This is a genomic window from Olleya namhaensis, from assembly GCF_900114005.1.
Lineage (GTDB): Bacteria > Bacteroidota > Bacteroidia > Flavobacteriales > Flavobacteriaceae > Olleya > Olleya namhaensis.
Genome location: NZ_FORM01000007.1, coordinates 171,571 through 196,899, shown reverse-complemented (window position 1 = coordinate 196,899; position 25,329 = coordinate 171,571). Strand labels below are relative to the sequence as shown.

At 32.8% G+C, this 25,329-nt stretch carries 26 protein-coding genes; 18 read left to right on the top strand and 8 right to left on the bottom strand.

Features of this window, described 5'->3' with window-relative positions; all coding sequences use genetic code 11:
• Positions 1 to 2: 2 nt before the first annotated feature.
• The 14 genes from BMZ09_RS12265 to BMZ09_RS12200 all read left to right on the top strand — a co-directional run bounded on the left by BMZ09_RS12265 (position 3) and on the right by BMZ09_RS12200 (position 13,685).
• Positions 3 to 944: an EamA family transporter gene (locus tag BMZ09_RS12265; RefSeq protein WP_090841008.1), complete on the top strand. Its 942-nt coding sequence runs from the start codon at positions 3 to 5 to the stop codon at positions 942 to 944.
• 183 nt (positions 945 to 1,127) lie between these two features.
• On the top strand, positions 1,128 to 1,583 hold the full coding sequence (locus BMZ09_RS12260; protein WP_090841006.1) for a cold-shock protein: 456 nt from the start codon (positions 1,128 to 1,130) through the stop codon (positions 1,581 to 1,583).
• Positions 1,584 to 1,951: 368 nt separating this feature from the next.
• Complete coding sequence (locus tag BMZ09_RS12255) at positions 1,952 to 2,197, top strand: cold-shock protein (protein ID WP_090841005.1); 246 nt, start codon at positions 1,952 to 1,954, stop codon at positions 2,195 to 2,197.
• A gap of 128 nt (positions 2,198 to 2,325) precedes the next feature.
• The gene (locus BMZ09_RS12250) at positions 2,326 to 3,666 is read left to right on the top strand and encodes a DEAD/DEAH box helicase (protein ID WP_090841004.1); all 1,341 of its coding nucleotides are present in this window, start codon (positions 2,326 to 2,328) and stop codon (positions 3,664 to 3,666) included.
• Positions 3,667 to 3,669: 3 nt separating this feature from the next.
• A complete protein-coding gene (locus tag BMZ09_RS12245; RefSeq protein ID WP_090841002.1) occupies positions 3,670 to 4,980 on the top strand; it encodes a DEAD/DEAH box helicase in 1,311 nt (436 codons plus the stop codon).
• 212 nt (positions 4,981 to 5,192) lie between these two features.
• The gene (locus tag BMZ09_RS12240; protein WP_090841000.1) at positions 5,193 to 5,699 is read left to right on the top strand and encodes a peroxiredoxin-like family protein; all 507 of its coding nucleotides are present in this window, start codon (positions 5,193 to 5,195) and stop codon (positions 5,697 to 5,699) included.
• 171 nt (positions 5,700 to 5,870) lie between these two features.
• Entirely contained in the window at positions 5,871 to 7,268 is a 1,398-nt protein-coding gene (locus tag BMZ09_RS12235; protein WP_090840998.1) for an NAD-dependent succinate-semialdehyde dehydrogenase, read from the top strand.
• Between the two features lie 294 nt (positions 7,269 to 7,562).
• Positions 7,563 to 8,756, top strand: a complete 1,194-nt coding sequence (locus BMZ09_RS12230) for an ABC-three component system protein (protein ID WP_143067820.1) — start codon at positions 7,563 to 7,565, stop codon at positions 8,754 to 8,756.
• Entirely contained in the window at positions 8,753 to 9,247 is a 495-nt protein-coding gene (locus BMZ09_RS12225; protein WP_090840994.1) for a three component ABC system middle component, read from the top strand. The genes BMZ09_RS12230 and BMZ09_RS12225 overlap by 4 nt, the downstream gene beginning before the upstream one ends.
• A gap of 9 nt (positions 9,248 to 9,256) precedes the next feature.
• The gene (locus BMZ09_RS12220) at positions 9,257 to 11,212 is read left to right on the top strand and encodes a DUF3732 domain-containing protein (protein ID WP_090840992.1); all 1,956 of its coding nucleotides are present in this window, start codon (positions 9,257 to 9,259) and stop codon (positions 11,210 to 11,212) included.
• A 57-nt stretch (positions 11,213 to 11,269) separates the two neighbouring features.
• The gene (locus BMZ09_RS12215) at positions 11,270 to 12,520 is read left to right on the top strand and encodes a DUF2130 domain-containing protein (protein WP_090840991.1); all 1,251 of its coding nucleotides are present in this window, start codon (positions 11,270 to 11,272) and stop codon (positions 12,518 to 12,520) included.
• A 133-nt stretch (positions 12,521 to 12,653) separates the two neighbouring features.
• Positions 12,654 to 12,845, top strand: coding sequence for a cold-shock protein (locus BMZ09_RS12210; RefSeq protein ID WP_028282170.1), 192 nt, complete (start codon positions 12,654 to 12,656; stop codon positions 12,843 to 12,845).
• 228 nt (positions 12,846 to 13,073) lie between these two features.
• Complete coding sequence (locus BMZ09_RS12205) at positions 13,074 to 13,265, top strand: cold-shock protein (RefSeq protein WP_090840989.1); 192 nt, start codon at positions 13,074 to 13,076, stop codon at positions 13,263 to 13,265.
• A 228-nt stretch (positions 13,266 to 13,493) separates the two neighbouring features.
• A complete protein-coding gene (locus tag BMZ09_RS12200) occupies positions 13,494 to 13,685 on the top strand; it encodes a cold-shock protein (protein ID WP_028282170.1) in 192 nt (63 codons plus the stop codon).
• A gap of 227 nt (positions 13,686 to 13,912) precedes the next feature.
• Here the strand turns inward: BMZ09_RS12200 and BMZ09_RS12195 are convergent, their stop codons facing one another.
• From BMZ09_RS12195 to BMZ09_RS12160, 8 genes are all read right to left on the bottom strand, one after another.
• Complete coding sequence (locus BMZ09_RS12195; RefSeq protein ID WP_177183534.1) at positions 13,913 to 14,719, bottom strand: type 1 glutamine amidotransferase domain-containing protein; 807 nt, start codon at positions 14,717 to 14,719, stop codon at positions 13,913 to 13,915.
• 324 nt (positions 14,720 to 15,043) lie between these two features.
• Positions 15,044 to 16,204, bottom strand: a complete 1,161-nt coding sequence (locus tag BMZ09_RS12190) for an iron-containing alcohol dehydrogenase (RefSeq protein WP_090840987.1) — start codon at positions 16,202 to 16,204, stop codon at positions 15,044 to 15,046.
• A 78-nt stretch (positions 16,205 to 16,282) separates the two neighbouring features.
• Complete coding sequence (locus BMZ09_RS12185) at positions 16,283 to 17,281, bottom strand: NADP-dependent oxidoreductase (protein WP_090840985.1); 999 nt, start codon at positions 17,279 to 17,281, stop codon at positions 16,283 to 16,285.
• 8 nt (positions 17,282 to 17,289) lie between these two features.
• The gene (locus BMZ09_RS12180) at positions 17,290 to 17,922 is read right to left on the bottom strand and encodes an NAD(P)H-dependent oxidoreductase (protein WP_090840983.1); all 633 of its coding nucleotides are present in this window, start codon (positions 17,920 to 17,922) and stop codon (positions 17,290 to 17,292) included.
• 18 nt (positions 17,923 to 17,940) lie between these two features.
• Positions 17,941 to 18,606: an NAD(P)H-binding protein gene (locus BMZ09_RS12175; RefSeq protein ID WP_090840981.1), complete on the bottom strand. Its 666-nt coding sequence runs from the start codon at positions 18,604 to 18,606 to the stop codon at positions 17,941 to 17,943.
• Between the two features lies 1 nt (position 18,607).
• Positions 18,608 to 19,192, bottom strand: a complete 585-nt coding sequence (locus tag BMZ09_RS12170; protein ID WP_090840979.1) for a TetR/AcrR family transcriptional regulator — start codon at positions 19,190 to 19,192, stop codon at positions 18,608 to 18,610.
• Positions 19,192 to 19,560: a DoxX family protein gene (locus BMZ09_RS12165; protein WP_090841164.1), complete on the bottom strand. Its 369-nt coding sequence runs from the start codon at positions 19,558 to 19,560 to the stop codon at positions 19,192 to 19,194. Before BMZ09_RS12165 ends, BMZ09_RS12170 begins: the two co-directional genes overlap by 1 nt.
• 204 nt (positions 19,561 to 19,764) lie before the next feature.
• Positions 19,765 to 20,502 (bottom strand): NUDIX hydrolase, encoded by a 738-nt coding sequence (locus BMZ09_RS12160; RefSeq protein ID WP_090840977.1) that lies wholly within the window; start codon positions 20,500 to 20,502, stop codon positions 19,765 to 19,767.
• 265 nt (positions 20,503 to 20,767) lie between these two features.
• Between BMZ09_RS12160 and BMZ09_RS12155 the strand changes: the two genes are divergently transcribed.
• The 4 genes from BMZ09_RS12155 to BMZ09_RS12140 all read left to right on the top strand — a co-directional run bounded on the left by BMZ09_RS12155 (position 20,768) and on the right by BMZ09_RS12140 (position 25,316).
• Positions 20,768 to 21,640: a hypothetical protein gene (locus BMZ09_RS12155; RefSeq protein ID WP_090840975.1), complete on the top strand. Its 873-nt coding sequence runs from the start codon at positions 20,768 to 20,770 to the stop codon at positions 21,638 to 21,640.
• Positions 21,641 to 21,728: 88 nt separating this feature from the next.
• Entirely contained in the window at positions 21,729 to 22,793 is a 1,065-nt protein-coding gene (locus BMZ09_RS12150; protein ID WP_090840973.1) for a substrate-binding domain-containing protein, read from the top strand.
• 11 nt (positions 22,794 to 22,804) lie between these two features.
• On the top strand, positions 22,805 to 24,328 hold the full coding sequence (locus BMZ09_RS12145; protein ID WP_090840971.1) for a sugar ABC transporter ATP-binding protein: 1,524 nt from the start codon (positions 22,805 to 22,807) through the stop codon (positions 24,326 to 24,328).
• Positions 24,329 to 24,347: 19 nt separating this feature from the next.
• Positions 24,348 to 25,316 carry an ABC transporter permease gene (locus BMZ09_RS12140; protein ID WP_090840969.1) on the top strand — a complete coding sequence of 323 codons (969 nt, stop codon included), beginning with the start codon at positions 24,348 to 24,350 and terminating at the stop codon, positions 25,314 to 25,316.
• Positions 25,317 to 25,329 lie beyond the last annotated feature (13 nt).

Here is a 25,329-nt window from a genome sequence, read left to right as displayed (position 1 = left end):
TCATGGATAGCACTAGAAAATCTATACTAATTGTCCTTTCTTTTTTTTCTATATACTGTATTTGGGGATCAACCTATTTATTAAATAAGATTGTTGTGTCAGAAGTGGCCCCTTTTTATTTAGCTTCAATCCGTTTTTTTTGTGCTGGATTATTAATTTTTATTATTGCTAAAGGCTTAAAACTATCTTTAAAAGCAACACCAAAACAATTACGCAACTCAGCTTTAGCAGGATTTCTGTTTTTAGTTTACGGTAATGGTGTCTTTGTATGGGCTTTAAAGTATGTGGATAGCGGATTTGCGGCATTAATTGCAGCCACACAACCATTGTTTGTTATTTTTTTAATGAGAATCTTACAAGGATCAAAGATAAAATCGAAATCTATTATAGGTGTCGTTTTAGGGATTATTGGAATGTACTTATTAGTTAGTCAGGATAGTTTAGAGTTAAATAGTGAAAGTATTATAGGTATTGCTATGATTTTTACCTGTGTTTTAAGTTGGAGTTACGGTAGTATTTTTGTGTCTAAAGCAGATTTGCCAACAAGTTTTTTTGTCGCTACCGGCTATCAAATGTTATTTGCTAGCTTGTTTTTAGTCTCTTTAAGTTTGTTTTTTGGCGAAACTTGGAAGCTACCAACAACATGGAGTAGTAAAGCACAATGGTCCATGTTATTATTAATTGTTTTTGGTGGGATTGTTGCTTTTACAGCGTTTAACTACTTATTAAAAGAAGTTAGTACAGAAAAAGTATCAACCTCAGCCTATGTAAATCCAGTTATAGCGATGTTTTTGGGATGGTATGTTCTGGACGAGCAGATAAGTACCCAGTCTTTAGTTGCTGCTTTTGTGCTATTAATGGGAGTTTATTTTATAAATTCTAAGAAAAAAATTGTTGTTTTTTCTAGGTTTAAACGCAATAAAGTGCAAAAAATCAAAAATTAATTATAATTAGGATAAAGACCTTATATACAATTATTTAAAAATTCACTATCTTTGTAGCTCATTTTAGCAAGTAAACCTTTCCTTAATCTAACTTTTAAGTAGTTTTGAATCGTTAAGCAGAAGATAGCTTTTAATTACTTTCTTTTAAATGAATTCATTTAAAACACACATTTAATAACGCTAATGGCTAAGTCGCAACAAACATTTAATAAAAGTGAAAAAGAAAAAAAACGCTTAAAGAAAAGAGAAGATAAGCGTAAGAAGATGGAAGCTCGTAAGCTTGATAAAGAAGCTAACGGAGGTTCTGATGGTATACAGTTTGCATATGTAGACTACAACGGTAACTTGGTGGATACTCCGCCAGATCCAGAGTTGAAAGAGAAGATTGATGCAGAGGAGATTGTTTTAGGAGTACCTAAAAAAGTTGAAGGAGAAGAAGAAGATCCAGTAAGAAACGGAAAAGTATCATTTTTTGATACCTCTAAAGGTTTCGGATTTATTATTGATACAGAAAACAACGAGAAATACTTCTGTCACGTAAGTGGTTTAATAGACCAAATTGCAGAAAACGACAAAGTATCTTTTGAACTTGAAAGAGGGATGAAAGGTATGAACGCTGTAAAAGTGAAGAAAATATAATCTAACAATATCATATAGATTAAAACCCATTAAGAGTAAATCTTAATGGGTTTTTTGTTTTTCTTCTCAAAATGGTATTAGCGCTGTTTATTCTTTATTAGTGAGTAAAATGATAATTAGGGTAGCTTATTAGGTGAATTCTCAATATTTACAGGATGTTCTTCCCGTGGTTAGTCGTGTACATTACAAAAAAATGACTAATATTGTAACTGATAAAAAATACAGCAGCGTATAGGTTGTTATATCATGTAAAGAAATTTTTAGTGCATGGTATTGGTAATCAAGCTAAAATGCTTCGTTTTAATAATCATAAACTCGAAGTTACGTCTGCTATTATAACAAAAACACAAATTTAAAGTACACAAACAATGTTAAAACAATTAATAAGTAAATTATTTGGTTCAAAAAAAAGCGAGACTGGAAAACAAGGAACTGTAAAGTTTTTTAATAACTCTAAAGGGTTTGGTTTTATAGCAGAAAATGATACAGATAAGGAGCACTTTGTTCATGTTACTGGTTTAGTTGACAAGATTCGCGAGGGTAATAAAGTTTCTTTTGATTTACAAGCAGGTGATAAAGGATTAAATGCAGTAAACGTAAAACGTATTAAGTAAAACAAGACGCAAAGTTTTATAAAAGCCTATTAATTATTTTAATAGGCTTTTTTTTTATGCAGTAATACTTCATCTATAAATCTGTTAAACCAATAAAACTCTACTATCTTTGCATAAAATTATAATTTATGTCACAACAGTTTTCTAGTTTAGGTATTAATACAGCATTGCAGAGTGCTTTGGCAGATTTAGAAATCACAACGCCAACAGATATACAATCTAAAGCCATCCCTGTAATACTTAATAATACGGACGATGTTGTTGCTATCGCAAAAACGGGAACCGGAAAAACAGCTGCTTTTGGATTGCCTTTAATACAATTAATAGACGTTACTAAAAGCAATATTCAAGCGGTTATATTAGCACCAACAAGAGAGTTAGGGCAACAAATATTTAAAAACTTAGAGGCCTTTAACGCCACTAGTTTAGGGGTAACTATTGCAGGTGTATTTGGAGGTATTCCAATAAAACCACAAATAGAAACATTAAAAAACACCACACATATAGTTGTAGCTACACCAGGACGTTTAGCAGATTTGATAGAGCGTAACGCGATAAACGTTAAGGATATCACTTATTTTGTCTTAGATGAAGCGGATGAGATGGTTAGTGCACACAAAGAAGGTGTAGATGCTATTATAAAAGCATTACCAAAAACAAGAAGAACATTATTGTTTACAGCAACCATGCCTGGTACAATCAAACAATTGGTACAAAATAGTTTGGCTAAAAAAGTCGTGACTATTGAAGCTGATATGGAAACAATTGGTCACCAAGGGATTGATCACCAATATGTCGTAGTGGAGCCTATCGAGAAATTAAATGTATTAATGCATTTTTTAAACACGCATGAAGGGCAACGCGGTATTATCTTTTGTAAGACTAAAGCAGCAGTTAATAAGTTGGCTAAAAACTTAGCGATAAACAAATTTTCTTCTGGTGCCATTCATGGTAGCTTATCTCAAGGGATTCGTGATCGTATTATGGGACAGTTTAGAGAAGGTCATATTAATATATTAGTGGCTACAGATTTAGCTGCTCGTGGTATTGATGTTAAAGACTTAGCGTTTGTAGTTAACTACCATCTACCAGATACGTATGATGCGTATGTGCATAGAAGTGGACGTACGGCTAGAGCAGGAGCCAATGGATTAGCATTAAGTGTTATTCAGGAAGACGAAGTACAAGAAATTCCAGAATTTGAAGATGAATTAGGGATTACGTTTAAACAATACCAAAAAGCAGATGCTAAAAGTATTGAGGAAAACAACGGATTACTTTGGGCAAGAAAGATTTTTAAAACAAAGCCAAACAAAGCCATTCCAGAAGATTTTAAAGCGAAAGTAAAAACAATTTTTCATCATTTAACAAAAGAAGAATTAGTAGATAAAATCTTATCCAATTACATTGCCGAAAACAATACTATTGTTGAGAAGCAAGAGGTTGTAAAGAAAAAAAAGAAGAAATAAATAATGAGTAGTTATATAAAAGTACAGCAGGATATTTTAGACAAGCTAAATATCAAAACGCTTAATCCAATGCAGGAGGAAGCGTTGTTGTCTATTACCAATGCAGAAAACACGGTGTTATTGTCTCCAACGGGAACAGGAAAGACGTTGGCCTTTTTATTACCCACTATTGCAGCATTAGATACCAATTGCAAAAATGTACAATTATTAATTTTAGTGCCATCTCGAGAGTTGGCTATACAAATAGAACAAGTCATCCGCACTATGGGTACTGGTTTTAAAGCCAACGCGGTATATGGTGGACGCCATTTTAGTAAAGATAAAATAGAGTTAGCACATACGCCAGCCATCCTAGTAGGGACACCAGGTCGTGTGGCAGATCACTTAAGACGCGAAACGTTTTTAGTAGATGATATTAATACCTTAGTTTTAGACGAATTTGATAAATCTCTAGAAGTTGGTTTTGAAAAGGAAATGAGCGAGATTATTAATAATCTACCACACATTAAAAAACGTATTTTGACCTCAGCAACGCAAGACATGGAGATTCCGCGTTTTGTAGGTTTAGAAAACGAGTTAATTATTGACTATTCAGATACGGAAGTTTCTAATCTAGAAATCAAGCAAGTAATATCTCCAGATAAAAACAAACTACAGACCTTAGTCGATTTATTACATGATATTGGTAACAAACCAGGGATTATCTTTTGTAATTATAAAGACACGATTCAGTTTGTTAGCGACTTTTTAGATAAAAACGACATTCCGCATGGGTGTTTCCAAGGGGGCATGGAGCAAATAGATAGAGAGCGTGCTTTAATAAAGTTTAGAAACGGAACCCATCAAATTATTATCGCCACAGATTTAGCTGCGCGTGGTTTAGATATTCCGGAGTTAAATTACATTATCCATTACCAACTTCCGTTAAAGGCAGAAGAGTTTACACACCGTAATGGTCGTACTGCGCGTATGAATGCAGAAGGGACTTCTTACGTTATACAATGGGAAGGAGAGCGTTTACCGGACTTTATTAAGTTTGATGACACTGTGACTCCAAAAGGAACCGTTAAGACGTTAGGAACAGAGTGGGTAACGCTATTTATTTCTGGTGGTCGAAAAGATAAAATATCTAAAGGAGATGTTGCAGGTATGTTGTTTAAACAATGTAATCTTGAAAAATCAGAAATTGGTATTATAGAGTTAAAGCAGGATTGCGCTTTTGTTGCGGTTCCTAAAGCTAAAGCTGAAAGTATTATTGACAAAACCAATAACTCGCGTTTAAAAAAGAGAAAAGTACGTATCCATACCATTTAATAAGAGGTACTACAAATGAATAAAAAGGATTGCTACCGTAGTAATCCTTTTTTTTTGTGCCCAATATGTAAATCATGTAAGGCTGACTTGTAATTGTATAATAGACTGGCTAGTGTTTGTGGGTAACTTTGTAATCAGTAAGAAACAAACAAGTAATGCACGGGGTTAGTATAGTAAATACAGCCATTACATTACATAAACTATAAAGCAACATGATAAAGCCAAGAGAAAAAGCACCAGAACTAGAAGTACAATTAGTAAATGATACCACATGGAAGCTAAGCGATCAGTCGCCAGAAAACTTCACATTAGTATTGTTTTACAGAGGTAAACATTGTCCTGTTTGCAAGTCTCAGTTAGAAGATTTAGAACGTAAACTAGATAAGTTTACAGATCGCGGTGTAAATGTCATTGCAATTAGTGCAGATACAGAAGCAGTAGCAAAAGAAACGCACAAAGCATGGGATATTCCAAACATACCATTAGGATACGGCGTATCTATTCAAAAAGCTAGAGAATGGGGATTATTTATCTCTACAGGTATAAAAGAAGAACCAGAGTTATTTACGGAGCCTGGATTATATTTAATCACACCAGAGCAAACCGTATATTGGGAATCTATCCAATCTATGCCATTTGGAAGACCAAGTTTTAATGATGTTTTAGGCGGTATTGACTATATCCTAAAAGCAGATTATCCTGCAAGAGGAGAAGCGTAAACCATCCATTACAGCAGACAACCTTTACACTAATGGGTTATAAGTATAATCCAAACATAGCTATAACTTAAGTAGCTAGTCTAAAGGTCACATTTTTATTCGCTTTAAATTAAGTCATTGTTCAAAAATTGGACAAGGCAAAGCGTATCATTAATTTAATACTAAACACACATGAGTACTACCACAGATAAAGGATTTACAACTATAAATCCTGCAACAGAAAAAGAAATACAACAGTATACATACATGACAGCGGACCAAGCTATAAAAGCGGTAGAAACCTGTCACAACGCCTTTTTAGACTGGAAATTAAAACCATTAGAAGACCGTGCTAAAGTTATAAAAGCCATCGGACAAGCGTTAATCAATGCTAAAGACGACTATGCAAAGCTAATGACTCAAGAAATGGGAAAATTAGTAAAACACAGTCATGACGAAATCGAATTATGCGTCGGTATTTGCGAGTATACAGCAACCGAAGGCATCAAGCAACTACAAGACGAAGTCCGTACCATGGAAAATGGCGGAAAAGGAATCATCCAACAAGCACCATTAGGTGTTATTTACGGTATACAACCATGGAATTTTCCATTGTACCAAGCCATGCGTTACGCTATCGTTAATCTAATGGCAGGAAACGGTGTGTTACTAAAACACGCTAAAAACGTCACAGGCTCAGCTTTAAAATTAAAAGAAGTCTTTGAAAAAGCAGGATTACCAAAAGACTTATTCACGGTATTAATTATAGACCATGACACGTCAGATAAAATTATCGAACACAATTTAGTAAGAGGTATCACCTTAACAGGAAGCTCAAAAGCAGGACAATATGTAGCACAAAAGGCAGCAAAAGTAATTAAAAAGACTGTCATGGAGCTGGGTAGTAATGATGCGTATCTAGTGTTAGACGATGCAGATGTGGATTTAGCAGTACAAACCAGTATTGTAGGACGTACCTATAATAACGGAGAAACCTGTGTGGCTGCCAAACGTTTTATTGTCGTAGATAAAGTATACGACCAATTTAAAGACGCCTTTGTAAAAGGGATGCAAGACATTACTTATGGAGACCCGATGGACAAGGATTCTAAATTAGGACCCATGGCTAGAAAAGATTTAAGAGACAAGATTCACCAACAAGTAGAAGACAGTGTCAAAAACGGAGCAACCATTTTATGTGGTGGAAAAATACCAGACGTTACAGGCTATTTTTACCCATCTACAGTAGTGGGAGATGTAAAACCAGGACAACCGGCGTATAGCGAAGAGTTATTCGGACCTGTAGCCTCATTAATTAGAGCTAAAGATAACGACGATGCCATGCGTATCGCTAACGACAGTCGTTTTGGATTAGGTGGCGGCATATTTAGTAAAGACGAAGACAAAGCGATCGAGCTTGCTAAAAACCATTTTGATACCGGAATGATAAACATTAACTCCTACGGATTAGCACACCCAAACATGCCATTTGGAGGTGTAAAAGACTCTGGTTATGGACGTGAACATGGTGGATTTGGTATTAGAGAATTTGTAAACTCTAAATCTATTATGCTAAATAACAGTAAATAATATTTGAGGGAATATTAATTAATGATGAAAAGATCAAGTTTTATACTTGGTCTTTTTTTTGTTTTATTGTGAAATTTTTTGAAGATGAGGTTTTCCGTAAGGTTTGTATTTTAGATTGAAGTAATTTGCAAGAATATTATATTAAAAAAATAGAAAGGGTTTACGATTATTTACATTTAATGTTAGTAATAAAGATGTAATTTGTGAATTAAATTTATTTGTTTCGAATATTTCTTGAATTTGAGTAGAAGAATTATTTAAAAACAAGAGAAGTTATCTAATTAAAAAACAAACTTGAGCAATACTGTAACAGATTTTTCAGCTAAAGAACCCGCTTTAGGATACTTTTATCAATTTTTGTATTCACTCTTTAGATTGATAAAATCAAAGAATACAGAGGCGTCCATTCGAATAGAATGTTTGGATGATATTGACATAATTGATGATTCTTTAAATTTAGTTCAAACAAAATTGCATATCAAATCTGTAGCTAATCTCAGTGATTCTAGTCCAGATTTTTGGAAGTCCTTAAGAGTATGGGCTGATAATATTGAGAATGAACGGATTGATCTTGATAATACAACGTTTACTTTAGTTACTACAGCTAATATTTCAGAATCTAGCTTTTTAAATTATTTTTCAAAAACTAAAAACAGAAAGGAAACATTATTTACGGAATCTGAAATCCTAAATAAATTAATAATTGTCGCTGAAAATTCTACAAGTGCAACAAATAAAAAAGGTTATGAGTTGTTCCTAAGTTTAACCGAGGAAAATCAGCTTAAATTAATAAATAATATTTCTATAATTGATGCCTCTTTGAGCGTTGATAAATTGATGGAAGAAATTAAGCATGAATTGAGGTTTACTGTTTTTACAGATAAACTTCCTCAGCTTACAGATAGAGTCATAGGTAATTGGATGGTATTTGGTGTCAAACATTTGACTAATCGCATTCCTGAAATAACTTACAAGCAACTTCATTCTATAATTTTGGATATTTCTAATTCTTTTAAAGAAGAAAATTTGCCAAATGATTTTCTAGATGAAATAAAGGTTACAGATGAAGAAGCAAAATCGTTGGGAACTAAAACCTTTATTAAACAATTGGAAATCATTTCTTTAAAGACAACTTCGAGATTGGTTAAAAATGCAATAAGTGACTTTAGAAGAGCATATGAACAAAGGTCAAGGTGGATAAGAGAACAGTTGATAAATATAAATGAAGAAGAAGCTTATGAAAAAGAGTTAGTACAGAAATGGAATTCATTATTTGCGGTTTTAGAAGATAAATGTGATGGTATTAATGACGATGAAGAGCTAAAGAATCTAAGTAAAGTTTTTTATACATCTTTATTTGTAGAGAAGCCACCTAGTATATACATCAAGAAAAATTTTACGAGTGAGTATTTAATAAGGGGTAGTTATCATATTCTGTCAGATAAGAAAATAATAGGATGGCATCCGAAATTTGAAGATTTATTATGACAAAAGAGTGGGAAGAAAGAACAGCAATACTCGCAAATTTACTGAACCCAGCATTTTGTGGCGAGATTCTTAGAAGATTTATTAAAGGTTATAATGATAAATCGGATAATAAAGCATCATTTATTTTATGCTTTATAGTATTACCTCTTGTTCTGCACAAAGAAACAAGAGAAGAACTACCTAAAACGACAGCTAATCATTTGTTAACTTGGATTGACAGTAAAGATGCGCTCTTTATTAATTTTCCAAATAGAGTAAAAGATATGAAGCCTTATACTAAAGAAGCATTGATGTTCTTATTAAACCAAGAAGCTATCTTTTTTAATGAAGAATCTAAAATAGAAACAGTTTCGTTTCGAAAGAAAAAATTTAATGGAGAAGGGATAGAAGAAGTAGAAGAAATATTAAAAAAAGCTGAATTCTTAGGTAAATGGCTAACAAAGTCTGAAGATATAAAAACACTTTTTTCTTTTTTAAGAATAACTCCATAAATAACCAAAATGCAAATAAAAAAAATTATTCTATACAGTAATAATCCAGATGATGAACCAAGGGTTATAAACTTCAATACTGGAGCATTAAATATTATAACTGGAGAATCTAAATCTGGAAAATCGGCACTAGTTGGTATAATAGACTATTGCTTAGGCTCTAAGAAATGTAAAATCTATGACGGAGTTATAAGAACAAAAACACACTTTTTTGCTATCTTAATAACTTTTGGAGACGAAGATGTATTCATTTCTAGATTGAATCCTGATGTAAAAAACAAAGGTACAATTGATGAGATTTTTGTTAAAAGAAGTTATGTAGAAAAGGAGCTTCCTTCTATAGAGGAATTCACTCCTAATTTTAACACATCACTTTTAAAAAGTTTTCTTTCTGAAAAGTTGAAAATAAATGAAAATATACATATTCCCATTTCTTTATCAAGAGAGCCACTAGAAGCTAATTTTAGACATGCTCGCATTTTTAGTTTTCAACCTCAATATGTTATTGCACAGCCTAATCAACTCTTTTATAATCAAGATGATAGTTATGTGAAAATGGCTATTAAAGATACTTTACCTTACTTTTTGGGTGCAATTAATGCTGATAGTTTACAAGTAGAGGCTGAGATTTCCAAGAAAAAGAGGTTACTTAATCAATTAATAAGAGAGAAAAGAGAAGAAGAAAAATTAAAAGAAGATGGAGTAAGTAAAGCTTATTCACTTATTGAAGAAGCAAAAGAAATAGGTCTTTTAGATAAAAATAAAAAACCGAATTCAGTTAAAGAAGCTTATGAAATTTTAGAAAGTGTTAAAGATTGGGAGCATAAGCCAATAGATTTAAAAGGTGATGATTCTGGTCTAAAAAAATTAATAGAAGAAAGGTTATTAGTTAAACACAAATTAGGTAAAATAGAAGATGATATTAATGCTGTGAAGCATTATATGAAAACAGCTAGTAAATATTCTAATGAAATTCGACAACAAGAGATAAGACTAGAATCTATTGGCTTTTTTAATAATGAAGTTGTTAAAGATCCAAATATTTGCCCTTTGTGTGATAATCATTTAATAGTTTCAAATCCAACAATCGAAAATATAAACTCAAACCTTCTCGAGATTAGAAATGATTTAAAAAACACAACGCAAGAGAGTCCAAGAGTACAATCCTATTTAAATAATTTAGATAATGATCAAATAAAACTTCAAAATCAATTAGAAATAGCAGAAAGAGGAATAACTGCTTTATATAATCAAAAAGATAAGGCTCGTACTTTAAGAGATTTAAACATAAGAAGAGGACGAGTAATAGGAAGAGTTAGTTTGTTTTTAGAAAATATTAATTTAGATGAAACTAATTCTCAACTAGAGGTAAAAGTTAAAACTCTTAAACATGAAATAGAAATATTATTAGGTAAAGTTGATAAAGAATCTAATGAAGATAAATTAAATTCAATTTTAAATAGAATTAATATTCAAATGACAGAATGGTCTAATTTAATTGATGTCGAATATCAGGGTAATCCAATACGTTTTGATATTAAAAATCTTGATTTGATAGTGGATACAGAAGATAAACCAATTTCTTTAAGTACTGGTATTGGAAGTGGTGCTAATTGGGTTGCATATCATCTTCTTTTGTTAATGGCATTACATAAATCTTTTATAACAAAAGATCGTCCAGTCCCAAGATTTCTATTTATTGATCAACCAACGCAAGTATATTATCCACCCGAGATTAATCCAAATATTATCGAAATTGATTCAGAGGGTTCATCTGATGACAAAGCGGTTAAAGCGATGTTTGATTTCATGCATAAAGTTGCAAAAGAATTAAGTCCTAATTTCCAAATAATAGTAATGGATCACGCGTTACTTAATACTCCAGAATTTGAAGAAAGTATAGTTGAAATTTGGAGAGATGGAAAGAAATTAATTCCTCAAAAATGGATTGATAATATTGTTTAAAAATTAAAATATATTTAGAAAATTTTGTAACTACCTTTTTTAGAAGAATTAAAGTAAATGAAAAACGAAAATCAAATAAAATGTCCTAATTGTGGGACTTCCATAGATGTTCAAGATATTTTATCGCATCAATTAGAAGAGGAAATAAAACAAAAGTATCAGTCGCAAATTGCTGCGGAGAAGAAACGATACGAGGGTCAGCAAGAGAAGTTAAAGCAAGCGCAACATGATTTTGAACAAAAGAAGAAGCGCGAGAACGTGTTATTCCAAGAACGTTTAGAGAATCAGCTTAAAGAAGATAAAAAGGAAATAGAAGCTAAACTTAAGCTTAAGTTAAAGGAAGAGCAGTCGGAACAATTTGATGCCTTACAGAAGGAATTAAACGAAAAGTCTGAACAAGTCAAGGAGTTAAACCGCTCTAAAGCAGAAATTGAAAAGCTTAAAAGAGAAAAAAGCGAACTTAAAGAAGCTGCTGAGGCGGAAGCACAGAAAAAGCTTAATGAGATTTTGATTTCCGAAAAGGAAAAAATTAAAAAATCTGAGGAAGACAAAAACGAATTGCGTTTTAAAGAAATGCAAAAGCAATTAGAAGATCAGAAGAAGCTAACCGAGGAGATGAAGCGTAAGCAAGAGCAAGGGTCGATGCAATTGCAAGGTGAAGTTCAAGAATTAGCAATAGAGGAGTGGTTGGCAGCTCAGTTTCCGTTAGATACTATTGAAGAAATTAAAAAAGGCGCTAGAGGTGGAGACTGTTTGCAGATTGTACATTCTAGAACCGAGCAAAACTGTGGTACTATCTATTACGAGAGTAAACGTACTAAAGATTTTCAGCCTAGCTGGATAGAAAAGTTTAAAGCAGATATTAGAGATAAAGGGGCTAATATTGGTGTGTTAGTAACCGAGGTTATGCCATCAGACATGGACCGTATGGGTTTAAAGGATGGGATTTGGATTTGTAACTACGACGAGTTTAAAGGCTTGTGTGCGGTGTTAAGAGAAGGAATCTTACAGGTTAATAACGCTATAATCACACAAGAGAATAAAGGAGACAAAATGGATTTGTTATACGATTACTTAACTAGTAATACGTTTAGAATGCAAATTGAAGCAATTGTAGAAGGGTTTACACAAATGAAGAGTGATTTAGAGAGCGAAAAACGATCTATGCAACGTATTTGGAAACAAAGAGAGAAGCAAATTGAGAAAGTGGTGACCAATACTATTGATATGTATGGCTCTATTAAGGGGATTGCAGGAAATGCGATTCAGTCTGTAAAAGCTTTAGAGTTACCTGGTTATGATGACTAATTAGACTTATAATAGACTGTAAACGACTTATTTTTAGTGTAAAACGAAAATAAACAAAAAAAAATGTTGCAGTTTCAATTAATGGCACTATACTTGTAATGTATTAAGTATTAATAAAATAAATTATATTACAATGAGTAAAGGAACAGTAAAGTTTTTCAACGACACAAAAGGATTTGGTTTTATCACTGAAGAAGGAGTAGACAAAGATCATTTCGTACACATTTCTGGATTAATCGATGAGATTAGAGAAGGTGATGAGGTTGAATTTGACTTACAAGAAGGAAACAAAGGATTAAACGCAGTTAACGTAAAAGTTATCTAAGATATATATTCAGTACAATTCAAGAAAAAGGTTACCTATAAAGGTAGCCTTTTTTTGTGCTTAAAAAGTAATGATAATCACTGTAAAGTTTTAAAAGTGAATTAATAACAAAGGTTTGGTGTTAAATTGAGTGGTAAATGCATCATTTATGATTAATAATGTTGCCCTTTCAAATAATGGCACTATACTTGTAATGTATTAAGTATTAATAAAATAAATTATATTACAATGAGTAAAGGAACAGTAAAGTTTTTCAACGACGCAAAAGGATTCGGTTTTATCACTGAAGAAGGAGTAGACAAAGATCATTTTGTACACATTTCTGGATTAATCGATGAGATTAGAGAAGGTGATGAGGTTGAATTTGACTTACAAGAAGGAAACAAAGGATTAAACGCAGTTAACGTAAAAGTTATCTAAGATATATATTCAGTACAATTCAAGAAAAAGGCTATCTATAAAGGTAGCCTTTTTTTGTGCGTTATAGTTAACAAAGGCAAGTAGTAGTGTCTCTAATAGTAGATAAATAAAGGCAGGTAATAATTATTTTTTAAAAAAACAAAAATAATTAAGAAATAAAACGAAATATTAAATTAATGGCATTATCTTTGTAATCTATTAAGTATTAATAAAATAAATTATATTACGATGAGTAAAGGTACAGTAAAGTTTTTCAACGACACAAAAGGATTTGGTTTTATCACTGAAGAAGGAGTAGACAAAGATCATTTCGTACACATTTCTGGATTAATCGATGAGATTAGAGAAGGTGATGAGGTTGAATTTGACTTACAAGAAGGAAACAAAGGATTAAACGCAGTTAACGTAAAAGTTATCTAAGATATATATTCAGTACAATTCAGAAAAAAGGTTACCTATAAAGGTAGCCTTTTTTTATGCGCTAAATTTAGCTTTAGTTAAATAGTATCTTACAATGGATATAGACAAAGTTTAGATAAGCCTGAGATAGGTCTTAACTAAGTGTTAGATTGGTTTTAGCATAGTATTACAAACAAAAAAAGGTTGTCCAAATGGACAACCTTTTTTACTAGTATATAAAGTGAAACTTATTTTAAGCTCTCTAATAACTTTTCTGCAACTAACTCAGACGATGCTGGGTTTTGTCCAGTAATTAAATTACCATCTTGAATAGCGTAAGCTGCCCAGTCTTCTTTCTTAGAATAGATTCCGCCATTTTCACTTAGCATATCTTCTACTAAAAATGGTACAACATCTGTTAATCCAACAGCTGCTTCTTCAGTATTAGTAAATCCTGTTACTTTTTTACCATTTACTAATGGTTTTCCATCAGTTCCTTTTACACCTTTTAAAGCTGCAGGTGCGTGACATACAAATGCAACTGGCTTCTCTTGTGTGTTAAATTTCTCGATTAATGCAATAGATGTTGCATCGTTAGCTAAATCCCATAATGGTCCGTGTCCACCTGGATAGAAAACAGCATCAAAATCGTCAGCATTAATGTCTGATAATTTGCTTGTGTTTGCAATCTTAGCTTTTGCAGCATCGTCTTTATTAAAACGGTCTGTTGCTTCTGTAGCAGCATCAGGAGAATCACTACTTGGATCTATTGGTGCAGCACCTCCTTTTGGAGTAGCGATAGTAATATCAGCGCCTTTGTCTAATAATGAGTAATATGGACTTGCGAATTCTTCAACCCAAAATCCTGTTTTCTTTCCTGTGTCTCCTAATTGATCGTGAGATGTTAATACAAATAATACTTTCATAGTTTTTTCTTTTTTTAGTTCTGTTTTTACTTCTGAAACTTTTTCAGAGGTGGTTTTGTTTGATTTGTTGTTACAGCTTGAAGCTGTGACTATAGTTAGCGTTAACGCTAATGTTTTTAATATATTCATTTTTATTGCGACTACTAGTGCCTGTTTTGTTTAATTACATTTCGACTTGCGGCAATGTGACAGTTATGTTGTTATGTAACCTTTATTGATGTTACAGTTTTATAATTAAAAACTTATAATTTAAACCACAATTGTCAGTTTGAGCGCGGTCGAAAACGTATTACAGTTCTGTTTTTACTAGCATTTCGACTACGCTCAATGTGACAGTTTTACTATTTTATAATCCTTATTAATGCGATTATCAATGTCAGTTTGAGCGCAGTCGAAAACCCTTAGAATGTTGCGTTTATAGCAATCCGACCACACCCATTGTGACGTTTATATTTAGTAAGCCATTTTAACTATTTTCTCAACCTTATCTGGAGATAATGTTTGGTGTTCTCCTAATCCTGTCCAACCACGATCTGTAAAGCGTTGTGAGATTTTTTCAGCAGTACCTTCATAATCTTTAGTATAATCTGATAATTTTGTATCAATACCTAATTGATGGAAAAAGTCTACTGTTTTTTCTATTGCAGCATAGGCTTTGTCATCAATGCTACCTTCCGTAATATTCCAAACACGCTCACCATATTGTGCTAATTTCTCTTTTTTGTCTTCAAAATTAAACTTGTAGTGGCTTGGTGCAATTACAGCTAATGTACGTGCGTGATCAATACCAAATAAAGCAGTTAACTCATGACCAATAGCATGAACAGCCCAGTCTGTAGGTACTCCTTTTTGAATTAATCCGTTAAGCGCCATGGTGCAACTCCACATAAAGTTAGCAGCAGCTTTATAGTCCGTTGGATCTTTTAATACTTTAGGAGCAACTTCTACTAAGGTTTGTAAAATACTCTCCGCAAAACGATCTTGTAATAAAGCGCCAATTGGATACGTCATGTATTGTTCTAACACATGTGTAAATGCATCTGTCAATCCATTTGCTAATTGACGTTGTGGAATAGATTGTATTACTTGAGGATCTAAAATTGAAAACTCAGGAAATAAACCAGGTCCGCCCATAGCAAGCTTTTCTTGAGTTTCTGCTCTTGTAATTACTGCACCAGAATTCATTTCAGATCCTGTAGCTGGTAACGTTAAAACAGTTCCAAAAGGCATTCCTTTTTCTGTTTTGATATTTTTTGTTAAGATATCCCAAGGTGTATCACCGTCATATACTGCAGCAGCCGATAAAAACTTAGTTCCGTCAATTACAGAACCACCACCAACAGCTAATAAATACGTAATGTTTTCGTCTTTAATAACTTGTAATGCTTCCATTAAAGTGGCGTACTCTGGATTTGCAGGAATACCTCCAAACTCAACAACGTCAACACCTGCTAATGCTGTTTTTACTTGGTCGTATATTCCGTTTTTCTTAATACTTCCTCCTCCGAAAAGTAATAATACTTTAGCATCTTGAGGAATTTCTTCTTTTACTTTTTCTATAGTATCCTTTCCAAATATAATTTTGGTTGGATTTTTAAATTCAAAATTGTTCATCTTCTTTTCTTTTAATTCGTTCTTAATTTATAAATAAACATCTCTTTAGTCCCTTTGAGGGGAACGTAACAAGAAGGTTTAGATTTTAACAATCATTTTTCCTTTGTTTTTACCTTCAAATAAATCGATAAAAGCATTTGGGATATTATCAAAACCTTCAACAATAGTTTCTGTATATTTTAATTTACCATCAGCTAACCAAGTGGATAGCTTTTGCATTGCTTCTGGGAATTTATCTGCATAATTAGAGACAATAAACCCTTGCATTAAAGCACTATTTTTCACTAAAAATGGTTGTACACTAATACTTGTAGGTAATTCGGTTTCGTTATAAACAGAGATTGCTCCGCAAATAATGATTCTAGCAAAATGATTTATATTAAATAATACAGCATCCGATATTGGACCTCCAACATTATCAAAATAAACATCGACACCATTTGGCGCTAGTTTTTTTAGATCCGCATTAATATCTGTACTTGTGTTATAATTAATACCTGCATCAAAACCAAACTTGTCTTTTAGCATGTCAATCTTCTCATCGGTTCCAGCAATTCCTATAACATGAAGTCCTAAGATTTTTGCTATTTGACCAACAACACTACCAACAGCTCCTGCAGCACCAGAAACTACAATAGTCTCACCTTTAACGGGTTTACCTATCTGAGTTAAACCTAAATATGCAGTTAATCCGGTCATCCCTAAAACACCTAAGTATGTACTTAATGGCGCTTTAGACCCGTCTACTTTATTTAAACCCTCACCATTTGATACTTGTTGAGTAGACCAATTTAACATACCAGAAACATAATCGCCTATAGTAAAGTTGTCATTTTTAGACGCTACTACTTTGGCAACCACTCCAGAATGTACTGGCTGATTTAATTGAAAAGGGGGTACATACGATTTTGCATCGCTCATACGTCCTCTTAAATAAGGATCAACTGAAACGTAAGCAGCTTCTAACAATACTTCGCCTTCAGATATGTTTAGCTCTGAATCTTCAGTAACAAATTCAAAATTTGAAACTGTAGGTTTTCCTACTGGTCTGTTATTTAATAAAATGGTCTTTCTCATAATAGTTTTTAGTCAATTACAGTTACTAATTCTGACATAGGTTTTCTAACTTTAACTAAGTTTACTAACCAGTCTTCGTCTTCTTTTCTATAACCAATAGGTAACATTACAGCACTACGTAATCCTTTTTCGCGTAAGCCTAAAATTTTATCTACTGCATCTGGTTCAAAACCTTCTAATGGTGTTGCATCTACACCTTCAAAAGCTGCAGCTGTTAATGCTTCCGTAAAAGCGATGTAAGCTTGTTTTGCAGCATGGTTAAAGTTTTCTTCTGGATCTTTTTGAGGGTACATACCTAATAACATTTGACGGTAATTTTCCCATCCTTCGTTTTCAAAACCACGAATCTCGTTAGTTAAATCAAACATATGGTTTATACGTTCTGGTGTGTAAGTGTCCCATGCAGCAAATACTAATAAGTGAGAACAGTCTGTAATTACAGATTGGTTCCAAGCTACAGGTTTAATTTGTTCTTTAATATCTTGGTTTTTTACTACAAAAATTTCAAAAGGTTGTAAACCACTAGAAGTAGGCGCTAAACGTGCAGCTTCTAAAATACGTTCTACTTTATCTTCTGCTACTTTCTCACCATTCATTGCTTTTGCAGCGTATCTCCAGTTTAATTTGTCTAATAATTCCATAGGGTTAATTTATTTTTTTTAATTGTTTTTAGTAATTCTTTTTATATCTGTTGAAGTAATAATGACTTCGGCATAACTTGTACTATTTGCCAGATTGATCATGGCTTGCGCGATATGATCAGGTTCTGTAATTTTATATTGTTTTAATTTGCCTATAAATAATGGCTGAAGCACTTTAAAAATGGCTAAGCCGATTTTTTCTAACATACGACGCTCTTCACGTTGTCCTCCAATTAATGAAGGTCTTAAAATAAAAGTTCTGCTGATGTTTTGTTGCTTAACATCACGCTCCATTTCGCCTTTAGTTTTATTGTAAAAAATAGAACTGTTAGGATTAGCACCCATTGACGAAATAACGACAAACGTATCAATACCGTTAGCTTTTGCTAGCTTAGCAGCAGCTACAGGAATACCGTAATCAATTTTTTTATAAACCGATTTGTCCGGTGTTTTACTGGCAGTTGTACCAATACAACAAAAGACTTGGTGTGCTTTAAAATCCGTTTTGAATTGTTCTAAATCCAACAAATCGCCAATATGTTGTGTGACTTTACTTGGTAGACCTTCTATTTTTGTACGCGAAAACAGTTTAATGCTAGAGTAGTCTTTATCTTCAATTAACTTTTGAAGTAATAAACCACCAGTTAAACCGCTCGCGCCTAATATTATTGCTGTTTTATTCATGTTAACTACAAACTTTTATGCTGCTCCAAGCAGATTGATAGGCTTCGTCTAAATGCGTTTGATCTAATTTAAAGGCACCACGTTTTTCTGTCATCATTAAAAATGATAGTGGATTTATGGCGTAAGCATATAATAAGTAATCAGATAACGGTTTTATAATGCCTTCCTTTCTGCCACGTTGCCAAAGATCTAATAGTGGTTGTAGGTGTTTTATACCTTCTTGTCTACTATATTCGTCAATCATTGGTGTATTATCACATTGCGCTAAAAACAAGGCATTATCGCACTCCTTGAGCTTAAAATCAGCAATACGTTTCCAGATCAATTCAAAACCTGCTTCTACAGGCATATTTGGGTCAAAATTTTCAAACGCATATTTTGTGTATTCGGCTTTAACTTCGACGTAAGTCTTATTAACTAAATCTTGTTTATTTTCAAAATACAGATAAATGGTAGCAGGAGAGACGTTAGCCATCTTTGCTATCTTACTCATTGGTGTGGCGTGAAAACCGTTGTTGTTTACCAACTCGATAGTCGCCTTAATCAATGCGTTGCGTTTATCAATACTTTTTTGAAGTTTTGCCATTACGCGTTTGTTTTATATAATTTAAAAGACAGTGCTATTAATACTAATTGCATTGGTAATCTGATTAATGCTGCTTGATGACTTCCAATTGCTGGTGTGTCTGAAAAAACATCCCATATATGTATTGGAAGAAACAGGAGCATTAAAACAAAAATTGCTAAAGCCGCTTTGCTAGCAAATTTTGGGACAAGTAAAAGGATACCTAAACCAACTTCTAAAATCCCTGACCCGTAAATGATAGCAGTTTTAAAAACCAATACATCTGGCACAAATGGGTTAAAAAAGTCTGGATTTATAAAATGCTGACTACCTGCATATATCATAAATACAGCTAGAAGTACTTTTAAAATGTTCCAAATTAGTTTCATGTCTTTGTTTTGAGTGTACAAAGATATGTAAAAATGAATGTTCATTCTTTTTTTTAACAAACATTTATAAATAGGAACAACTAGCCTTGTCTAGACTATTGGAAGAGACCTGTTGGTTTGTGCTAAGCTGTTGTTAATTAGTCTGATAATTTAATTTTATGACATTTTAGGTGTTTGTATATTCTAATAAAGTAATCAAACCATTTACATGCTTATTAAATAGTTTTTACTAAACATTTTGTTATAAATATCCATGCTGAACATATATAACTGTGCAGGCTTTTTAGAAACACCTATTTGTTTTTCGTCTAAAGCAATAATATACTTTTTGTTTATTAGTTTACGTCTAAAGTTTCTGTTATCAATATCAATACCCAATATGGACTGATATAAATCTTGTACTTCATTAATAGTAAACTTGTCTGGAAGTAATTTAAATATAATAGGTTCTGACAGGCATTTTTCTTTTAAATCCTCATAAGCTTCTAGTATTATCTTTTCGTGATCAAAACCCAAATCGGGTAGGGCATTAATAGGAAACCATTTGGCTTCAAACGTATTCTGCTCTAAATTGACATCTTCTGTTTTTAATAAAAAATAATAGGCTATGGTTATGGTTCTCAGATTAAAGGCTTCGTTTGCAATCCAAACTAAATCTTTTGGATTAGTCAATCTATCAGGATCGCCAAACGCTTTAAATTGCTTTTTATATTGATCAGTCAATCCTGTTAACTCTTTTAATACACGCGTAGCAGTATCATCTAAAGTTTCGGTTTTAAGGACGTGATATCCTGTTAACACATAATCGTCCACTAAAACCTCTGATGTAAACTTCGATTTTAAATAGCGTTTGATTAATAACACATTTAAAGATTTAGTGTTGGTATCATATCCAAAAACGACACAATCCACAGATAGATTCAATATTTTTTCTGATTCCATAGGTTTATTTCTTTAGAAATCTAATTTTTAATTAGTTAACCATTTTAGTGGTTAGATTTTTATTAAACGTCAGTTATACATTACTAATACTGTAACTTGAGAGTGACAATATACTCTAATTAGAGGTAAAATAGCACATAATAATGATAAAATAACATATTTTTTTAAGCTTTTATTAGGATTTAATAATTTATTTATGATACATTTGAAAAACAAACGTGTTTATGACGTTTATAAAACGTGAGTAATTTAAAATCCTAATAAGATGACATTAAGCCAACTAACCACAACAAGACAAGTAGCGATTACTAAACCGTCAAATTTTAAAGAAGCATTACAATTATTGATATGCCTTTTTATGGTTTGTGCAGTAAGTATTAGTTATGCACAGGAGGACGATACGACTACGGATAGTTATGAGCCTTTTAGTATTGGTGCTCATCTTAAAAACATGCACACTTGGCATGGTTTTGTCGTGCATCCTGGAGCGTTGTTTGCTGCTAATTTGGAATATAATTCTAGAAATAAGAAATTTACTTTTGGATTTTGGGGAGGTGCAAGTTTTTCTTCTGTTGATGTTAAGAATATTCTTACTGGCGAAAATGAAAGTGCTTACTATAAGGAGTTTTCAATCTATACAAAATATCGTTTTTCTGACCAATTTTTTATTGAAGCAGTATCACATAACAACTACACTGGTGTTGAAGAGCGAGGTGATAAACTCCATTATTGGAGTTATGACAAGACGCAAGGCTATAATTTTGTGGATTTAAATTTTGGTTACAATATTACACCTAACACCTTATTATATCTAGCAACTATTATTAATGGAGGTTCTGGTGATTATGAGGTGCAAGCTAACGGAGACTTAGAAAATTCTTGGACACATTACTTTGAAGTAAACAGTAAAGTCTGGGAAAATAAGACCTCTAGCTTGTCTTTGTTTGCTGGTGGTGCCTGGTCTTTTATTACAGATAAAACGTTTTACACAACAGGCTCAGGAAATATTATAAATGTAGGTGCTACGTTTAGTAAAAAATTAACGATTAGTAATTATAGTTTGCCTGTGGATGTTACCGCGATGTGGAATCCAGAACAAGAAAAAACAGTATTGCAATTAGATATTACATTATTTTAAATTGAACCTAAAATGGTAGTAACTAACATATAACGATAAAGTATTAACTTACATAATAGAATAAAACCTTTAAGTAATATTTAAAATCATGAGAATAAAAAACTTAAAATTCGGACTAAAATTAATAGGTATGCCAATGCTGGCAATGCTATTAAGTTTATCACTAAACAGTTGTGTGGAGCATTTAGATGCCAGTAAAACAACCGCAAATAGTGGTGAAGCGGAAGGGGCACTATTTGCAAGTGCTATTGATCTTACTGGTAAGAAAATCGGGTATTGTACACCGTCTTTAAATGCACCGTATTATCAAGCGTTATTACAAAGTATAAAAGCAACAACAGAGAAAAACGGTATGATATTTTTATCTGCAGATGGTCAGGATGATATCACAAAACAAATCGCAGCAGTAGAGGATTTAATTACCAAAGGTGTTGATGCGTTATTGTTAAATCCAAAAGATCCTGATGCTTTGGTTGGGATAACTAAAGTGGCTAAAGCAGCAGGCATTCCGGTATTTATTATTGATAGTTCTATTAATCCTTCGGCTGATTTTGTAACAACTATCCAATCTAATAATCTAGCAAATGGTGCATTAGCAGGCGAGTGGTTAGCTAAGAAAATGGGAAAAACACCTATGAATATTGCTTTGTTAAGCGGTAACGCAGGTAACCCGGTAGGTCGTACACGTAAACAAGGCTTATTACAAGGGATTACGGAAGAACAATTACGTACCCAAGGAAAAATTGATTTAAATGTAAAAACGCAAGCGTATACAGAATGGTCTTATGCTGGTGGTTTAAAAGCTATGGAAGATATTTTAGTAGCGCATCCAGATATAAATGTGGTGATTACAGAATCTGATGTGTGTGTATTAGGTGCTATAAAAGCTATTGCGCAAGCAGGTAAAACGGATGATATCTTAATTGTTGCAGGAGCGGATGGACAGAAAGAGGCTATTAAATATATTATGGAAACCGATTTTTATGGGTGTACCGCAATGAATAGTCCAGTCCAAATTGGAAAAAATGCTGTAAAGTATGCAGTGGAATATATGAATGGGAAACGTGATTTTGATAAAAAATCATACACAGCACCTTTATTAATTACAAAGGAAAATGCTGCTAAGTATTACAATCCTAATGCTTTATTCTAATAGACATTGATATGAAAAATTCAGAAAATGAATACCGTCTTGAAATGTCCGGCATATCCAAAAGTTTTGGTGTTGTATCAGTACTTAAGGACGTGACTTTAAAAGTAAAGCCCGGAGAAATTCATGCCTTATTAGGCGAAAATGGAGCAGGTAAATCAACACTTATAAAAATATTAAGTGGTGTACACCATAAAGATTCTGGTATAGTCCTTTTAAATGGTGAAGAAATAAACCCAAAAAACACACATGAGGGCCAAGTGCTTGGGATTAGCGTGGTGTATCAAGAGTTGTCTCTAGTGAATGATTTGTCTGTTGCCGAAAATATTTATTTGCACAAATTAGGCGCAAGTAAGTTTTGGATGAATTGGGATAAAATTACTAAAGATGCACAAACTTTAATTGATTCTTTAGGGTTTACAATAGACGCTTCGGCAAAAGTTAGAGACTTAAGCATTGTTCAAAAACAAGTAGTCGAAATTGCAAAAGCATTGTCAGAAGACACTAAAGTTTTGGTTTTAGATGAGCCCACAACCGTTTTTGATCCTACAGATACAAAAAAGCTGTTTGATAACCTGTTTAGATTAAGAGATCAGGGAATTTCAATAATATATATATCGCATCATTTAGACGAGATTATAAAAATAGCAGATTCGGTTACCGTTCTAAGAGATGGTGTTGATACAGGCAGTATGGCTGTTAAGGATACAGATACGGATGGTATTATACGTTTAATGATTGGTCGGGAATTGAAAGATTTGTTTCCTGTTAGAGATGCGGTAATTGGAACAGAACCTATTTTTGAAGTTAAAAATCTAACTGCAAAAGACACTATAGTGCATGATGTTTCATTTTCAGTACGTCCGGGAGAAGTCCTTGGTATTGCTGGATTGGGAGGGAGTGGAAGAACAGAAACTGCAAAACTTATTTTTGGAGCTGACAAAAAAAAATCTGGAACTTTAATTTTAAATGGTAAAGAGATAAAAACAAAATCTCCGGTAGATGCTGCTGCCCATCAAATTGGCTTTGTGTCTGAAGACAGAAAGGAAGAAGGTGTGTTTTTACCATTATCCATAAGAAGAAACGTTAGTGTCACTAATTTTAAATCCATTTCAGGAAAATTAGGATTTATTAATGTGGACAGCGAATATAAAAAAGTGCTAGGCTTAATTGATAAGCTAAATATTAAAACACCAAGTTCTGAGATTGATGTTAAAAACTTAAGTGGTGGAAATCAGCAAAAAGTAGCCTTAGCTAAGTGGTTAAGTATAGATAGTAAAGTAATTTTTATTGACGAGCCTACTAGAGGTGTGGATGTTGGAGCTAAAATAGAAATCTATAACCTAATAAACGAAGTCGCTAAAAAAGGGGTTGGAGTGGTTGTAATATCATCAGATATGCCCGAAATAATGGGTATTTCCGATCGTATTCTAGTCATGCATGAAGGGACCATTTATGGCGAGTTGCAAAAAGAGCAATTTTCTGAAGAAAACATACTGCGTTACTCTATTGGTAAGGCATTAAAACAACACAATTAAATATTAAAAATTTCACGTTATGGCTTTAACATTAAAACAACAACTTAGCAGCCCAGGTGGTTTTCTTAAGTTTTTAGTAAAGTATAATACTATATTTATTTTTATTTTACTAGTAATCTTTTCAGCGTTAATATCTGATGTTTTCTTTACTTCAGTAAACTTGTCTAATTTATTAAAACAAGTCTCAGGTATTGGTATTATTAGTATTGGAATGCTAATCGTAATCTTAACAGGAGGAATTGATCTATCTGTAGGGTCTATGGTGGCTTTGTTGGCGGTTACTTTCGCTATTCTAATAAACCTAGTCATACTACCATTAGCAATAGTATTAACCATTGCAATAGGTTTTGGTTTAGGTAGTATTTCGGGATATCTTGTCGCCTATCAAAAAATGGCGCCTTTTGTTGCAACATTAGCTTTAATGACTATTGCAAGAGGATTAGGGTTTATATATTCTAAAGGCTCTCCAGTTACTTTTAAAACAGCGGGAGGTGTACACATGTCAAATTTTGCAAACAACGCTACTTTAGGGATACCAAATATAGCAATTGTCTTTTTTCTAATTGTTATAGCAGCCATGGTTATGCTACATTATAACGTCTTTGGAAGACTAATTATAGCTATTGGAAGTAACGAGGAAGCGTCACGTTTATCAGGTATAAAAGTTAACAAATACAAGTTTTTAGTATACGCTATTTCTGGTGCTTTAGCAGCTACAGCAGCTATAATTGTAGCATCTAGAACTAATTTAGGGTCACCAAATATGGGTATGTCATGGGAGTTGGATGCCATAGCAGCTGTTGTTATTGGTGGTGCTAGTTTAAATGGAGGTCGAGGAACCGCAATCAATACATTAATGGGGGTGCTTATTTTAGGATTAATAGGAAACATATTAAACCTTTTAAATGTACCATCATATCCACAACAAGTAGTAAAAGGAGCTATTATCATATTTGCTGTATTACTTCAAAGATTTGAAAGCAAATAATTAAATTATTAAG

Coding starts and splice junctions, on each gene's coding strand:
- BMZ09_RS12265 (WP_090841008.1), top strand. CDS start 3: ATGGATAGCACTAGAAAATCTATACTAATTGTCCTTTCTTTTTTTTCT.
- BMZ09_RS12165 (WP_090841164.1), bottom strand. CDS start 19,560: ATGAAACTAATTTGGAACATTTTAAAAGTACTTCTAGCTGTATTTATG.
- BMZ09_RS12240 (WP_090841000.1), top strand. CDS start 5,193: ATGATAAAGCCAAGAGAAAAAGCACCAGAACTAGAAGTACAATTAGTA.
- BMZ09_RS12150 (WP_090840973.1), top strand. CDS start 21,729: ATGAGAATAAAAAACTTAAAATTCGGACTAAAATTAATAGGTATGCCA.
- BMZ09_RS12260 (WP_090841006.1), top strand. CDS start 1,128: ATGGCTAAGTCGCAACAAACATTTAATAAAAGTGAAAAAGAAAAAAAA.
- BMZ09_RS12190 (WP_090840987.1), bottom strand. CDS start 16,204: ATGAACAATTTTGAATTTAAAAATCCAACCAAAATTATATTTGGAAAG.
- BMZ09_RS12255 (WP_090841005.1), top strand. CDS start 1,952: ATGTTAAAACAATTAATAAGTAAATTATTTGGTTCAAAAAAAAGCGAG.
- BMZ09_RS12250 (WP_090841004.1), top strand. CDS start 2,326: ATGTCACAACAGTTTTCTAGTTTAGGTATTAATACAGCATTGCAGAGT.
- BMZ09_RS12210 (WP_028282170.1), top strand. CDS start 12,654: ATGAGTAAAGGAACAGTAAAGTTTTTCAACGACACAAAAGGATTTGGT.
- BMZ09_RS12155 (WP_090840975.1), top strand. CDS start 20,768: ATGACATTAAGCCAACTAACCACAACAAGACAAGTAGCGATTACTAAA.
- BMZ09_RS12160 (WP_090840977.1), bottom strand. CDS start 20,502: ATGGAATCAGAAAAAATATTGAATCTATCTGTGGATTGTGTCGTTTTT.
- BMZ09_RS12225 (WP_090840994.1), top strand. CDS start 8,753: ATGACAAAAGAGTGGGAAGAAAGAACAGCAATACTCGCAAATTTACTG.
- BMZ09_RS12140 (WP_090840969.1), top strand. CDS start 24,348: ATGGCTTTAACATTAAAACAACAACTTAGCAGCCCAGGTGGTTTTCTT.
- BMZ09_RS12220 (WP_090840992.1), top strand. CDS start 9,257: ATGCAAATAAAAAAAATTATTCTATACAGTAATAATCCAGATGATGAA.
- BMZ09_RS12180 (WP_090840983.1), bottom strand. CDS start 17,922: ATGGAATTATTAGACAAATTAAACTGGAGATACGCTGCAAAAGCAATG.
- BMZ09_RS12205 (WP_090840989.1), top strand. CDS start 13,074: ATGAGTAAAGGAACAGTAAAGTTTTTCAACGACGCAAAAGGATTCGGT.
- BMZ09_RS12185 (WP_090840985.1), bottom strand. CDS start 17,281: ATGAGAAAGACCATTTTATTAAATAACAGACCAGTAGGAAAACCTACA.
- BMZ09_RS12200 (WP_028282170.1), top strand. CDS start 13,494: ATGAGTAAAGGTACAGTAAAGTTTTTCAACGACACAAAAGGATTTGGT.
- BMZ09_RS12215 (WP_090840991.1), top strand. CDS start 11,270: ATGAAAAACGAAAATCAAATAAAATGTCCTAATTGTGGGACTTCCATA.
- BMZ09_RS12245 (WP_090841002.1), top strand. CDS start 3,670: ATGAGTAGTTATATAAAAGTACAGCAGGATATTTTAGACAAGCTAAAT.
- BMZ09_RS12175 (WP_090840981.1), bottom strand. CDS start 18,606: ATGAATAAAACAGCAATAATATTAGGCGCGAGCGGTTTAACTGGTGGT.
- BMZ09_RS12170 (WP_090840979.1), bottom strand. CDS start 19,192: ATGGCAAAACTTCAAAAAAGTATTGATAAACGCAACGCATTGATTAAG.
- BMZ09_RS12235 (WP_090840998.1), top strand. CDS start 5,871: ATGAGTACTACCACAGATAAAGGATTTACAACTATAAATCCTGCAACA.
- BMZ09_RS12195 (WP_177183534.1), bottom strand. CDS start 14,719: ATGAATATATTAAAAACATTAGCGTTAACGCTAACTATAGTCACAGCT.
- BMZ09_RS12145 (WP_090840971.1), top strand. CDS start 22,805: ATGAAAAATTCAGAAAATGAATACCGTCTTGAAATGTCCGGCATATCC.